We start from the raw sequence: 14,557 nt of genomic DNA, 5'->3' as shown, positions 1-14,557 counted from the left end.
AGATAGGCTTATAGTTTTTGATTTTTTAATGGCTACATGTCTCTGTAACTGCTTCTCTATATTTATCTAAAAGGCAGATTGCTAATTTTACCGAAGACGGTTTTGAGGGTTCAATATTTACTCGTCTAGTCAGGAAGGCGAGTATGCTTCCTTCAATATTGTACTCTTTCATTGCATCCTTAGAAAATCGTTCACGAAGTTCTTTATTTTTAGCTTTCCACTGCTCTCTCTCTTTGTTGTACTTAAATTCTCCATCTGAAGTGCGGCTGATTCTTAAAAAGAAGTTTTCAGGTGCGTCAGCCTCATAAGACATCTGGTTCTTTCTAGCTTTACAACTTTCTTCTGGATATAATTTTACTCGAAAACAAGAGCCATCAAAAATCTTGCTTTCTTCTTGAACATCGAAGTCATACTTAATAAAGTCAGATAAAGTCGATTTTTTTAGATCTACATGATTGATTTCAAGACCGTAAACATTCATAGATTCCATTGCTGAAACCATTGAAGAAATAAGGATACTGTCATCAATGTACAAGTCACCTTCAGAGAACTTGATGGTTTTGATATGTCTAACATCATCTTTTCCCCCATCTTTTTATTTCGAGTACATAGTAATCGTGAATGTATTATCGCAGAATATGCTATCTAAAGAAGCGTGAGTGTAGTTTGAAATTTCAAGCATTTATATAACCTTATTTAAGTGGATATTGATATTTTGATTGGGAGTTAGGTGTAAGGTAAAAACGTGGAGCATTAGCTCCACGTTTCGTAAACGGCTCTTCCCAAGATTGCGTTTTTTATAGACCTAAAACAAAGGAAGATCCACCAGCGCTTTTATCAATTCTCTCTTTGAGCTTATTGTGCTCCAAAACTTCCGCTTCATTCGGATTCACTACTTTCAGCTTCTCGTTTATAGACGGATCGAGACGTTGGATGTTTAAATTAGATGCTAGCTTAACTTTAGGTTTATCATTTGAGAGGATGTTGCCTTGATATTGCGTCATCATCAAATATACCTGAGCGGTCAAATCAGCATCTATCAAAGCTCCGTGAAGGTCACGACCACTTTTATCTACACCTAGTCGGTCACAGAGTGCATCAAGATTATTTCTTCGACCAGGGTATTTATTGGAAGCAAATTTGTAGGTACAGAATACAGGAATGTTTAACTCAGCTAACGTTGGAAAACCTGCATTTCTAAGCTCACTATCCAAGAATTTTGTATCGAACTCGGCGTTATGGATAACTAATGGTGAGCCGTTTACAAAATTGATAAACTTCTGAGCAATATCGTGAAATCTCTGACCAGGACAGCCTCTCTCTTTCAACTCTGCTTTTATTTCTTCCCAAGAGTAACCGTGTACTTCTTTCGCATCCTCTTCCACTTCTCTCTGAGGATCCATGAATTCGTGGAATGTTACACCTGTAACTTTTCGGTCAATGATTTCTACACAACCGATTTCAAAAATTCGGTTAAAAATGTTGTCATTCTCATCTCTTGGATGAAAACCTGTAGTCTCGGTATCGAGAACAATCATTCTGTTATTTGATAATTCTTCCATAGTTTTTGTCTTTTATCTTTATTTAATTACATTTTATTAATTAATAGCAATAATTACAATGGAGACGTTGCAGAGTTTAGATCAAGAGGTTCTGCTGTTTTTAGGTAGTCTTCTACAGGATCGTTTTTTTCCGTCTCTGGAATATCAATAAAGCGAGAATATTGACCTTCAAACTTGACTTTTACTGTTCCAAGTGGTCCATTTCGCTGTTTACCAATGATAATCTCTGCAAACCCCTTGTCTTCTGAATCTGGGTTGTATACTTCATCTCTGTATACGAACAAGATTAAATCGGCATCCTGCTCGATAGCGCCTGAATCACGTAAGTCAGAGTTGATTGGTCTTTTATCCTGTCTGTTTTCAAGGTTTCGTGACAACTGGGATAAAACAATAATTGGAACCCCTAATTCACCTGCCAGATGCTTTAATTCTCGGCTTACCTCACCAATAGCATCAGCTTTGCTATTGTTTTCAGGTAATTTCATTAACTGTAAATAATCCAGCATGATTGCAGATATTGGCGACTCTTCGTGAAGTTTTTTAGCCTCATTCACTATTTGCTGAATGTTCATCTTACCGTCATCGATAACATGCGCATCCCACAGATCTACTTTTTCAATAGCAGCAGATAATCGACCCTGCTCCAACTCATTTAATCTACCAGTTCGCAATGCTGTTTGGTTAATTGTACCAACTGATGCCCAGCTCCTTAGGAGTAGCTGATCACCAGGCATTTCGATACTGAACGTTAGAGTACGCTTACCTGTCGAAGCGATGTTGTCCATAATATTACAGGCAAGGGTTGTTTTACCCATTGAAGGTCGCCCTGCAATTATGATCAAGTCAGAATCTTGAAGACCACAAGTAAGCTCATCAAGCTCTTTGTATCCCGTCGATAAGCCCGTTACCGTTGAGCCTGATTCAGCGTTCTTCTTCATTTTTTCAAGAAGACCGCGTTTCATATCCTTATAGGTTCGTGAAGCAACTTCTTTAGTTCTTGTTCCTTCAATTTGTTCAGCAACTTTCTTTTGCTGAACAAGCATTTCATCAAGGGATATTTGACCAAGAGAGACTTGCTCTTGTAATTTGTCATATTCCTTGATTATTTTTCGCTTACCCCACAACTCAATGATGGTTTCAACGTAATCGTTTAACTTTGATTGACTTAACTCTTGGAATCCTTCGAAGTACTCTTCGATACCCTCTTCATCAAACTCTTCAGTGCATTCAGCAAGCAACTGTGCTCGCATGATAGCATCATCTGGAGAACAGCCTTTTTTATGTAAATTAATAATTTGTTTAAAAGCAGCTCTGTTGCTCGGCTCATAAAAATATGATGGTTTCAATCTTTCAAGTGCTTTGTAGTAAGCCTTTGATTTTGGCTTATCAGCTTCGTGATCTGTGTTTTCATCCAGAATCAAAGCACCGATTATCGCATACTCAATTTCATCCGAGTACAAATCGTTTAAATCATTCATTTTTTATTCAGTATTTATTTGTGTTTGTGTTGATTGCAGGATATTAGCAAAGTTGTAGTGCTGCTTCAACAAGATTATGGCATTGCATGGGGTGTGGAAAGCAATGTATAATATGGGGAATATTATAGACATTAAAAAAGAATCAATAAATGAAAGATACGCAATTTGTTCATCTTGGCGTTCATAGCCAATTCTCACTTTACGATTCCCTTATCAAGGTCGATCAATTAGTGAAGAAAGCTGTTGAATGCAACATGTCTGCGATTTCCATTTCGGACGATAGCAACATGTTTGCTGCCGTTAGCTTCTACCAAAAAGCTATGGCTGCTGGCATCAAACCTATCATCAGCTCAGAGATCACTGTTTCTTACGGAAACTCGTTTGGCAAACTGACCTTAATTTCTATGAATACTAAGGGATATAAAAATCTGATCAAAATCATAAGTGATGCTTATGATAGAGGAAGACCTTCTGATGATGATTTACCAGTAATCCCTTATGAATATGTAAAAGAAAACTGTGATAATTTGATTGTACTCAGCGGTGCCAACGAAGGAATTATTGGTCGTTCCATCTTGTCAGGCAACATGGATATGGCGAAGAAATTCATAATTCAGCTTCGCGAAGACTTTGGAGACCGTTTTTACATTGAGCTTCAGAGAACAGGTAACTTCCAAGACAATCAGTACGTCTCCACCGCAGTTAAACTAGCTACACTAGCTGGCATTCCAGTTGTAGCCACAAACAAAGTCAGATTCATTGATGATCATCAATTCCCTGCTCATGAGGTTAGAGTAGCTGACTCTCTAGGTATTACTGTATCAGAAGTTAGAGACAAGTACGGCGATAAGTACACACCGCACCAATACTTCAAATCGTCTGAAGAAATGGCTGAGTTGTTCAGTGATATTCCTTCGGCTATCGAGAATACCGTTCATATCGCGAACCGTTGCTCGGTTGATATTGAATTATACAAGAACTACCTACCTGTATTCCCTACTCCAAACGGTGAAACGGAATCAGAATACCTAAAAAACCTATCATACGAAGGGCTGATGTTGCGACTTAAGCAAAATCATCCTGAAAAGCTTAATGATGCTGAATTCGTCAAAACATATACGGACAGACTAGATTTTGAATTAAATACAATCATTCAGATGGGATTTCCTGGTTACTTCTTGATTGTTGGCGACTTCATTCAATGGAGTAAAGATAATGACATTCCAGTCGGTCCAGGTCGCGGTTCGGGCGCAGGCTCACTTGTAGCTTACGCCTTAAAAATCACTGACTTAGACCCTTTGCCGTATGATTTGCTATTCGAAAGATTCTTGAACCCAGAACGTGTATCCATGCCAGACTTTGATGTCGATTTTTGTATGGATAAGCGTGATAGGGTTATTCAATACTGTGCAAACAAATACGGTCATAAAGCAGTATCTCAGATTATTACATTTGGCACCTTGGCTGCAAAAGCAGCAGTAAAATCAGCAGCACGTACAATGGGCTATCCATACGGCGTTGCAGATAGATTATCAAAAGCCATTCCAAATGAACCAGGCATCAAATTAAGTAAAGCACTAGAGGTTAGTCTTGATTTGAATGCCTTATACGGAAGCGATCTAGATGCCAAGAAGATTATTGATTTTGCTCTTCAAATTGAAGGTCTATCAAGACAAACAGGTAAACACGCTGGTGGTGTATTAATCAGCCCTACCACACTGACTGATTTCACACCAACTTACTGTTTAGCAGATGGTACTGGTTATGTAAGTCAATTTGATAAAAATGACGTAGAGACAGCAGGTCTTGTTAAGTTCGACTTTTTGGGTCTTAAGACACTTACTATTATTGATAATGCAATTAAGGCAGTAAATAAGGAACGCGCTGCTGAAGGCTTGCCTCCAATTAACATTGAGCAAATTCCGCTAGATGACCCTGCCGTTTACGAGATGTATCAAAAGGGTGAAACAACTGCTGTATTCCAAGTGGAATCACGAGGCATGAAAGAGCTTCTAAAACGCCTAAAACCCGACCGATTTGAGGATTTAATCGCTCTAGTGGCGCTTTTCCGCCCAGGTCCTTTACAATCAGGCATGGTTGATAACTTTATTGACCGTAAGCACGGACGTGAAGAAATCAGCTATCCTGACGTTAATTATCAACACCCTTCTCTGAAAGAAGTTCTTGAGCCTACGTATGGAATCATCCTTTATCAAGAACAGGTAATGAAAATTGCTCAGGTTCTGGCGGGATACACTCTTGGTGGCGCTGACATGCTTCGTCGTGCAATGGGTAAAAAGAAACCTGAAGAAATGGCTAAGCAGCGTGAAGTATTTAAACAAGGTGCGATTGATAATGGTATAGATGGCGATTTATCTATGAAAATCTTCGACCTAGTAGAGAAGTTTGCTGGTTACGGATTCAACAAATCTCACTCTGCTGCATACGCTCTTGTTTCTTATCAAACAGCGTGGTTAAAAACACACTACCCTGCTGCGTTCATGGCATCAGTTTTATCTGCTGATTCTGACAGCATGGAAAAAGTAGTTAACTTTGCGGAAGAAGCTAAACGCATGGGTGTTCAGATTATTCCACCAAGCGTGAACAAGTCTGAAAAAGCCTTTGTAAGCGAAGGTAACGACAATATCTACTTCGGGTTAAGCGCTATCAAGAGTTTTGGTGATGCTGCTATTAATGATTTAATCAGCAAACGCCATGAGCCTTTCAAAGACATATTCGATTTCAAAGAAAAATGTGGACTAAACAAAAACGCTTTCGCTTCATGTATTAGAGCAGGTCTTTTTGATGAGTTTGGCTTCAACAGAAGAACGTTGCTTGAAAATGTGGATGTTATTGTTAAGTACGGTAAACAAAACAATTCGGAAGCAGCAAAACATCAATTATCTTTACTTGATGAATCCATCCAAGACTCAGGAATTTTAATTGAAAAAGAAGAAATGAGTCATAGAGAAAGACTTATCGGAGAGATTCAAACATTAGGGTTGAGTGTTTCTGGACACTTACTAGACGACTACAAGGAAGATTGTAGATTGCTTTCCACAGGAAAGCTTGCAGATCTAGCTGAAATCTCGATGGAGTCCTCAGCAGATTCAGAAGATGACTCTCAATCAATTTGGCGAGATAAGGTGATCAGTACGCTTTGTATAATCAATACGACTGATATTAGAACGGGTAAAACAGGTCAAAGAGCACTTCTCACTATTGATGATGGCTCAAGACAGTTGGATTGTGTTGTGTTCAACAATTCATTCCATAAATCTCAACAGTACATCTATGACCATAATATTGTTTACATCAAAGGTAAGCTGGTTATGGATAAGAAAACTGAAAGCCATAAGCTGATAGCCTTTGAGGTTGAATCACTTGACTCTCTTAGAGAGAAAAGAATTGATTCCGTATCTATTAAGCTTGATAGTACAAAACTACCTAAACAAGAAATTCAGGCTAAGCTACAAAAACTTAATGAGTTTTTGAAACATCAACCTGAAGGTGGTTGTGGTCTCCGTGCGATATACATAAAGAGTGAGAGTGAATCCTCGGAGTTGTCTATTGGTAGTAAAAAGTATCGTTATGATGATGAGCTTTCCGCTGCCCTTACTAATATCTTTGGTAAAGACAGTGTTATCATCAACTATAAGAGTGATGAAAAGAAAACCAATAAAACACCAGCGAGAAACGTTGAAGCTACGAAAGAAGAGCTTGAAGAAGGTGCTCGTACACGACCTGAAAGACATAAGAATATTGCAAGGCTGTTAGATCAGGCTATGATGGTTATGTCATAAAAGAGAACCCCATATCTAAGATATGGGGTTTTTTTATAATGTAAATAAAAGCCATTTATCTCTAATTCGCTCTAAAATTGATTCTTCGGTTTTCATGGTTAACTGAAAGTCATTATTGAACAATCGAATCAGGTCTTGTTTTCCTTTCTTTACACAGAAATCCCTTACCTTTCTCTCTTTTTGTGGAGTGAAGAATTGCCTAATTGGATACTCTAAACATTGATATGTAAGACTATCTAGTTCATTGTCGTAATTTGCATTAAACTTTTTAATAACATAATTGGTTTCATCTTGTGATAAATTTCGACAATCAATAATTAAATACCCATCGACAATATATTTCCCATCTTCTTGTTTTTTATTAAACACTTCTAAGGACGCGCTTTCGATAGCATCCAGCAAGTGGTCAAGCTCCATACGGTTTGGTTCTATATTTGTAAACTGCACTTTATTAGAAGCAAAATAGAAAATCTCTTGGCATTTGTCTTCAAGAGCATCTTTTGAAGGTAAGTAACTTTCTTTTTGGCAGTCAACAAGGTATTCAAGGAGTAATTTATTGAATAGAACATGGCTCTTTTTCATGTTGCCATTCTTATCTGTCAGCATTTGATCTACGAATTTCATTTGGTTATACATAGCTAACCAAGAATTGTTCAAATACCTCTCTCCTGTACTAAGTATCTTTTTTCTTTTTTTTCTAGGTGGCTTACTTCTAGGCATGTTTTTTACCAACTTAATTATTGACTTGAATTGATTTCATTGTTAAATTTAATCCTAATAATAATATAGGAATAAACAATGAATAACAAGATTACAAACATTAAGATAGCTTCATTGATTGAAGACGTTTTTACCAATTGTGATATTAAAGAAAGAGATAAATATATAGTAAAAAAATATCACCACCTAGACGGCGAAAGTATAAAAATGAAAGAGCTTGGTGAAGAGTTTGGTATTACAAAAGAAGCGGTTAGGATTATTCTAGAGAAGAACAAACTAAAAGTCGAATCAGCAGCGGGTTCTGTTGCCCATATCTTTGATGACCTATGTAAAGAAACTATTAAACAAACTCCTATTGGCTTTGAAAGACTCAAAGAATCAATGCTTCAAAAAGGGTTCGATCTTGAAGGTTTGAATGAAAAGTCTTTTGTTTCTTGCATATCCATGTTTTCAAGAAAAAATAAAGACTCACTTTGCATTCAACAAGTAGGTAGCGAATTCATCATTTGTGACAGCAATAAGCGAGGATTGGTTATTGAGATTGAGAAACAGTCCCGTAACGAAAGCTCAAAAAATGGATATGTAAACACTACCGAACTATCGAAAAAACTTGGAAAAGCAAAAATCTCAGTAAAAACTCAAAGTATTATTGATATTCTTAACTGTATTGATGGTGCCGCTTGGATCAGTAAGAGAAATGTAACTTTTATCGATTCGAGAAATAAGGTACTAACAAGAGTTAAGAAGATTGCTGCATTTCGTTCAGAAGTTAACATCAAGAGAGCTTGCGATGCCATAAATCAATCTATCTCGCATAGAGATAGAAGCTTTAAAGACCTAGAGCCTAGCGTTCTAGTTAAAATTATAAAGCTATGTGTTGATTGTAAAGTAAGCAGTACAGATATTATTTTCAATGATAAACCTACTGTTTCTTTCAGCGAAATTGAAAGTGATATTTACTCACTTCTTCAAAGCTCTGGCGAGCTTGAGCTTATGGATATCGAAGAAAAGATATCAAACAAGTACACAAAAGCCGCAATCTATCAGGCTTGCTCTTTAAGCCCTCTCATAGTAAAAAACAAGAAAACATATAGTATTGTATAAAAAAATGCCTCCGTAAGGAGGCATTAATTTTGTTGCTTTTTAAATCGAGAAACTTTCACCGCAACCGCACGTTGAAGATGCGTTAGGATTGTCTTTTATCATAAATCCAGATTGAAGAAGTGAATCGTTAAAATCTAGAGTTGCACCTTCAATGTAGTTCCACGACATCATATCCACTAAAAAAGGGATTCCCTCGATCTCAAAGTTGTAGTCAATATCCCTTTCTGATTCCATTTCTTCTAACGCCATTTCATATCGGAATCCGCTACAACCACCACCAGCAACTGCAAGCCTGAATCCCAGAGGGAATTCACAATCGTCCTTCGCGCTATCTAAATGTTCTTTAATTTTTTCTTTCGCTATACTTGTGACTTTTAGATCATATTGTTCACTCATTTATTTCACCATTATTTGTTTATTTATATTTTAGAAGTCATATGCCTCTGTGTTATTTGACAATTTTAATTTAAAATGTAAAATAAATAAACCATAAAAAAGAAAAAAAATGAACAATGAAAGTTGAAGATATTAGCGCCAGATTTCTAACCAATGTAAAAAAAATTGGTATAGAACGAATGGAGGAACTTTTACTGTACCTCCCAACAAAATACAAAGATTTCAGCGTGGTTGCGCCATCAGTAACCCACATGTTAGGTATGCCTGACACTCACCTGTTTAAGCTGAAACTTCTTTCTATGCCAGAACGAAACAATCAAAAAAAATACACAAAACTATTTGTTTCTGATGGTTACACTAACCTTTCGATCTTTTTCTTCCATAATTCAAATCGCATTTCAGAATTGAATAAAGGCGATATTATTTATGTAGAAGGAAAGGCTGAGCAAAAGGGTAAGTACATAAACATTTCAAACCCTGAATTGGTTGAAGGGTATGATTTGGGTAAGGTTGTTCCAATCTACAAGGGTGAAAAAGGGGTTGTTTCTCCTTTTACAATTGCTCAAAACATAAAAATCATGCTTCAAAATCACTTTGACATGTTCGTGGATTTTGTTCGTGAAGAATACAATGTGACTGACCAGGACATTCAAATGTTCAGCGACAAATTCACTAATCTATATGATGTATTTAACGCAATTCATAATCCAAGTAGCGTTGAAGAATCTGAAGCCGCGATGAGCATTATTAAGGTTATTAATGCTAAAACTGCGTTAAAAACAGCCCTATCTAGTAGCCAGCCAGAACGAAATGAAAGATCTAGGATTTCATTTGAAGTTAATGAGATCACTAGGTGTCTAAAAATGCTTCCTTACAACCTTACTCCAAGCCAAAAGCGTTCTGTTTGGGATATTTGTAAAGACTTAAATTCAGACTACCCAATGGATCGATTGCTATCAGGTGACGTTGGTTTCGGTAAAACACTAACTTACGCGATTCCTGCTGTTTGTGCGCACCGTAGTGATTCTTCGGTTGTTATTCTTACACCTAATACCTTACTTGCTATTCAGATTGCTGATGAGATCAGAGAAACATTCAATGTTGATGGTGTCAAACTAGTTATTAGTGATGATGAGCCTAGACCAACTGAAGAAGAGTTAAAACAAAAACCAATAATTGTTGGTACATCTGCAATCCTTCACTGGTTGGATGCTTATGAAGGTGAGTATGTTGTTGATTTCTTGATTGTCGATGAGCAGCAGAAGCTAGGTAGCCAACAAAAAGTATGCATTATGAGTGAGCACACTAACTTCCTAGAAGCTACAGCTACCTCTATTCCTCGTACAACAGCTTTGGTTATTTACGGTAATAAAAAAGTTTCCTACCTTACAGAGTGTCCTGTTGAGAAAAATATCCGTACAGCTATTGTAGGTAAAGAGCATCAAAAACAAGTAATGAATACTCTGAGGAAAATTGTTGAGAAAGAGAAAAAACAAATTGCTGTGCTCTATCCTGTAAGGGAAAAAGACTATTCGATTTTTGATCTCAATTTAAAAGGTCAACCTATCGAAGGTAAGATACTTGAATTGCTTTCGGAATGTACTCGTGATGGTGTTAAGAGCGAAATTCCTTACATTCAGGTGCTATTAAGAAAAGCTGAAAAAACCAAGTTCGACAAGCTTCTTAAAATGAATAAAATCGATATTGATATTATTGAAAGAGAAGACCTTGAAGATCATGAAGAAAACAAGCGTAATGTTGAATCAGCTTATCTAATGTGGGATAAGATTTATCCAGGTCGAGTCGTTAAGATTCATGGTGGCTTATCGGCTGAAGAGAAGAGCAAAGCTCTTCAGATAGCGAAAGATGGCATTTGTGATGTCATCATTACAACCTCTGTGATTGAGATCGGTCTTACTGTACCTGATTTGATGGGATTATACGTTAAAGATGCTGATAGGTACGGCGCATCAACGTTACACCAATTTAGAGGGCGCGTATCACGTAAAGGTGGTAAGGGTATCTTCTTGATGGGCGTTGATAAATTCACTAACGAAATGTCTGAGAAAAGCCGAAACCGATTGGAGCTTCTGGTTAGATTCGAAAAGGGTTACGACATAGCTGAAGAAGACATGAGACAGCGTGGATTTGGTGATTTGGAGAAGGCTGGTAAAGTCCAGTCTGGTAATCTAGATGGCATGTTTAAAGGTGTGAAAGTAACACCTGATGATGTTGACCAGCTAATCAAAATGACAGGTCTACAAAAGGCAGCGTAAGCTGCCTTTTTTGTTAATTTATGAGATAAATTCTACTTCAGTTAAAAAATGCTATTATTTATTATATATTTGATATAATATTGCTCGCGTCGATTTAAGTGTGGAGAATACATATGACTGAATCAACTCAGACGAAAATGCAGGGTAGACCGAAAAAGACCGCTTTAGAAATTGCTGCTAAAGAGTTATCTGATTCTAGGACTGCTTACCTTGAGGCTAAAGCAGCAATCGATTTCGAGCTTGATTTGGATAACTGTGAGACCAAGGAAGAGTCTGAATCGATTCTAAATCTGTTCAATGCAAGAACTAAGCTTGCTGTTGAAGTTGATAACTTATCGACTCAGATTCGCGCACTTAAAGCTGAGCTTAAAGCGATCTCTAACAAGAAGTCAGCTAAGGCACTTGAAATTAAAGCTAAAATCAAGTCACTAACTGAAAGAAAAGAAGGGTTAAGCGAAGACCTAGCGGATCTTCCGCCTGTTGGTATGTCTCTTGATGATTGGGATGAGTTTCAAGAGGCGCAAAAAGACCTAAAGCGTAAACCAGGCAAGTCACCACTTCCGATTGAGCTTGTTTTTTACCGAGCAAAACAACGGCTTGGTGCGGCTCAGAAGGAATACAGAAAAGAAGAAAAAGCAGCAGGCATTCCTCCGCGTAACTTTGAAGAAGTTATTAAGGAAGAGCTTTCTAATCGTAAGTTGTCGGGCGGTCCCGCTCGAAAACTAGACAATTTAGGTAAGCTTGACAAAGACTTACTGCTACTACTTCGCAAGCAGGAAGAAATTGTTCACGCTATCAATAACCCTGTTGACGAGCCAGAACGCGCTAATAAGCAAGGTCGCAAGAAAACACCTCTAAGTCAGAAGCTTAAGCAGGTAGAGTCTCAAATTAAAGAGACTAGAGATGCCATTGCTAGAGCAGAAGCGGCTATGGATCCACTCAAGCTAATCGACGTTCAGATTAGACGTATTCAAGTAGCTCAGCGAATCTTGAGAAAGAAAGCTAAGGACATTGGATATGCTGATATTTCAGACTTGCCAAGGTCACATGAAATCTCAATTGAGTTTAATAAGTCTGAAGCTAACATTCTCGACTTGAAACGCGCCAAACTCGATTACGAGGTTGAGGCTAAATCTAGTGATGCTAAAGCCAATCTAATGAACAAGATCCAAGGTATTAAAGTTACCTACGAAGAAAAGAAAATTATCTAATAAAAAAGCGGGGATATACCCCGCTTTTTTATAGCTTTTTCTTCGCCTTTGCCTTGGGAATGTACTCATCGTACATAACCCCTCCCCTATAGAAACTAGTCCAGTATTTAGCTCTAAACAGTGTTTTAATAGGAAGGTCTTTCACATAGAGGTTCAATATGCTTGATGAGAAATACAGTGAAATGTATGAGACAACCACATAAACAATCAGCATAGTCAATGATGCACTTTTGATGTATCCACCGCTTGTAATGACAGTGGAAACCATACCCCACACATTAAAGTCATCACTTTGCACCGCATTTAGTATCATCGCATCAGTCGCATTTGATGCCAATAAAATAGATATACTTGCGCTTACCGATGCTATTGCGGACACAACCACCCACAGTAACAAAAGGTATCTAATAAACACATTCTTCTCTGAATCAAGAAAGTCTCTTACCATTCTAATTTACCCCAGTTCTTTTCTTTTGCATGATTTTGGAACTCTCTTTCTATACGAGCAATGTCATCCTGGCTGTAGCCATCAAGACCAAACCCTTTAACCAAGCCCTTATCTTGTTTTGGCTCAGAGTACTCTACTAATGCCTCTCTTTGACGAGGCGTGTATACAGCGTCACAGAACTCTTTACCATACTTATCAACGCAGGACATTAAATCTTCAGTAACTGAATACACCTTGTCTCCAGACATTACCGATTTAACCACGCTATCGATTTGATTGTTGATGATATCGAGATGCTCAGGAGTTTTTTGATCATAAAACGATTGTGCATCAGCCATAAATTGCTTTCGCTCAACATCCTCAGGCGTATCCATCTTTGAAATAAGAGTCAGCTTCGATAATCCGTTTTGTATGTTGTTCATAAACAGAGACGCTTGCTGATCGATATTTATCTGACCTGTCGATACCTTACTTGTGGAAGCGATTAAGTCCACGCTGCTAGAAAGCCCTAGTGATTTCAATTCACATAGATAAGCGCCCATGTTATCGCCTTTATCTACGAACTCTCCCTGAAGGTCTGAGAGCCTAGAAACAGTCTCTGAAACACTTCCCCTATATTCATTCAGCGTTTCTTGCGAAAAGTTGTCTGAAGTCGTTTTGGAGTAAATATCAGAAACAATATTTTTAATTGATTTAAAAGCTGGGTTATTACTCATCTTTTTAGTTTCCTTTTTATTTAAAAGTATACAATTCGCAGTCTTTCATTGCAAAGATATAAATATATAAATAGAATTGAAGATAACAATATAAAGAGAAAAATATATGAATAAATATTTCACCAACTACGTCCGTTATTTTCAGCCAATAATGTCTTCGAATGATAACTCTGTACATCATTACGAAATGCTCTTGCGAAAAACAGATGGAAGTACTGCGTTCCACGATATTCAAGAAATGGAAAGAAATGGAGAGATACCTCAACTGGATCTTGCAAACGTGTCGTTTGCTATTAATAAAATAAATAAAAACTCCACTTCCAAACCTATTGCTGTGAACGTTTCTTCATCAAGCCTTATGAATGATGACTTTTTTACCGCATTGTGTAATGAGCTGAGAGCGTGTAAGAATAAATCATTAATTTCAATTGAGTTAACTGAAACGGGTCATTCTCCAGATATCCCTAAGTTAAGAGAGTATTTTGAGATACTGCAAGATGCTGGCATAAAAATCTCCGCTGATGATTTTTCATCAGGGTTCATGGATGAGAAAGTGGTAAAGAGCTTACCTTTTAACAATATAAAAATAGACAGAAATCTTGTTCAAGGAATGATGAATTCTAAGGAAGATCTTGAAAGAGTTAAGAATATTATTTCTTACGCTAAACAGAATGACATAACTGTAACCGCTGAATTTGTTGACTCACAGGAAATTCTCGAAGCTGTAAAGGGATTAGGCATTGATTATGCTCAAGGGTTCTACTTAGCAGAGCCAAGCCCTAACATGAAAAACGCAAGTGATTCAGGATACTCAATATAAAAAATCAGGGTTTTCACCCTGAT

12 protein-coding genes are annotated in these 14,557 nt (G+C 37.4%); 5 read left to right on the top strand and 7 right to left on the bottom strand.

Annotation, left to right across the window (positions count from 1 at the left end; genetic code table 11):
• Positions 1 to 25 precede the first annotated feature (25 nt).
• The 3 genes from R7Q39_RS11255 to R7Q39_RS11245 all read right to left on the bottom strand — a co-directional run bounded on the left by R7Q39_RS11255 (position 26) and on the right by R7Q39_RS11245 (position 3,040).
• Positions 26 to 490 (bottom strand): hypothetical protein, encoded by a 465-nt coding sequence (locus R7Q39_RS11255; RefSeq protein ID WP_318076247.1) that lies wholly within the window; start codon positions 488 to 490, stop codon positions 26 to 28.
• Positions 491 to 797: 307 nt separating this feature from the next.
• Entirely contained in the window at positions 798 to 1,562 is a 765-nt protein-coding gene (dnaQ, locus tag R7Q39_RS11250; RefSeq protein ID WP_318076246.1) for a DNA polymerase III subunit epsilon, read from the bottom strand.
• A gap of 53 nt (positions 1,563 to 1,615) precedes the next feature.
• Positions 1,616 to 3,040: a replicative DNA helicase gene (locus R7Q39_RS11245; RefSeq protein WP_318076245.1), complete on the bottom strand. Its 1,425-nt coding sequence runs from the start codon at positions 3,038 to 3,040 to the stop codon at positions 1,616 to 1,618.
• Positions 3,041 to 3,189: 149 nt separating this feature from the next.
• Here R7Q39_RS11245 and dnaE point away from each other — a divergent pair, with 149 nt between their 5' ends.
• Positions 3,190 to 6,843: a DNA polymerase III subunit alpha gene (gene dnaE, locus R7Q39_RS11240; RefSeq protein WP_318076244.1), complete on the top strand. Its 3,654-nt coding sequence runs from the start codon at positions 3,190 to 3,192 to the stop codon at positions 6,841 to 6,843.
• Between the two features lie 33 nt (positions 6,844 to 6,876).
• On the opposite strand, the gene R7Q39_RS11235 is transcribed toward dnaE, so the two are convergent.
• Positions 6,877 to 7,563: a hypothetical protein gene (locus R7Q39_RS11235; RefSeq protein WP_318076243.1), complete on the bottom strand. Its 687-nt coding sequence runs from the start codon at positions 7,561 to 7,563 to the stop codon at positions 6,877 to 6,879.
• A 78-nt stretch (positions 7,564 to 7,641) separates the two neighbouring features.
• On the opposite strand from R7Q39_RS11235, the gene R7Q39_RS11230 reads away from it, so the two are divergent.
• Positions 7,642 to 8,667 (top strand): hypothetical protein, encoded by a 1,026-nt coding sequence (locus R7Q39_RS11230; protein WP_318076242.1) that lies wholly within the window; start codon positions 7,642 to 7,644, stop codon positions 8,665 to 8,667.
• A gap of 39 nt (positions 8,668 to 8,706) precedes the next feature.
• Here R7Q39_RS11230 and R7Q39_RS11225 read toward each other — a convergent pair whose 3' ends face one another.
• Positions 8,707 to 9,063 (bottom strand): iron-sulfur cluster assembly accessory protein, encoded by a 357-nt coding sequence (locus R7Q39_RS11225; RefSeq protein ID WP_318076240.1) that lies wholly within the window; start codon positions 9,061 to 9,063, stop codon positions 8,707 to 8,709.
• Positions 9,064 to 9,179: 116 nt separating this feature from the next.
• Between R7Q39_RS11225 and R7Q39_RS11220 the strand changes: the two genes are divergently transcribed.
• Both R7Q39_RS11220 and R7Q39_RS11215 read left to right on the top strand, forming a co-directional pair.
• Positions 9,180 to 11,339 (top strand): DEAD/DEAH box helicase, encoded by a 2,160-nt coding sequence (locus tag R7Q39_RS11220; protein ID WP_318076239.1) that lies wholly within the window; start codon positions 9,180 to 9,182, stop codon positions 11,337 to 11,339.
• 113 nt (positions 11,340 to 11,452) lie between these two features.
• Positions 11,453 to 12,550: a hypothetical protein gene (locus R7Q39_RS11215; RefSeq protein ID WP_318076238.1), complete on the top strand. Its 1,098-nt coding sequence runs from the start codon at positions 11,453 to 11,455 to the stop codon at positions 12,548 to 12,550.
• 28 nt (positions 12,551 to 12,578) lie between these two features.
• Here the strand turns inward: R7Q39_RS11215 and R7Q39_RS11210 are convergent, their stop codons facing one another.
• Together R7Q39_RS11210 and R7Q39_RS11205 are read right to left on the bottom strand one after the other, a co-directional pair.
• Positions 12,579 to 12,998 carry a hypothetical protein gene (locus tag R7Q39_RS11210; protein WP_038129295.1) on the bottom strand — a complete coding sequence of 140 codons (420 nt, stop codon included), beginning with the start codon at positions 12,996 to 12,998 and terminating at the stop codon, positions 12,579 to 12,581.
• A complete protein-coding gene (locus tag R7Q39_RS11205) occupies positions 12,992 to 13,714 on the bottom strand; it encodes a hypothetical protein (protein WP_318076237.1) in 723 nt (240 codons plus the stop codon). The genes R7Q39_RS11210 and R7Q39_RS11205 overlap by 7 nt, the downstream gene beginning before the upstream one ends.
• 106 nt (positions 13,715 to 13,820) lie before the next feature.
• Here R7Q39_RS11205 and R7Q39_RS11200 point away from each other — a divergent pair, with 106 nt between their 5' ends.
• Positions 13,821 to 14,534, top strand: a complete 714-nt coding sequence (locus tag R7Q39_RS11200) for an EAL domain-containing protein (RefSeq protein ID WP_094133748.1) — start codon at positions 13,821 to 13,823, stop codon at positions 14,532 to 14,534.
• The last annotated feature ends 23 nt before the right edge of the window (positions 14,535 to 14,557 follow it).

It is taken from the genome of Vibrio sp. 947 (assembly GCF_033339115.1).
GTDB lineage: Bacteria > Pseudomonadota > Gammaproteobacteria > Enterobacterales > Vibrionaceae > Vibrio > Vibrio alginolyticus.
This window is presented reverse-complemented; position numbering and strand designations above follow the sequence as displayed.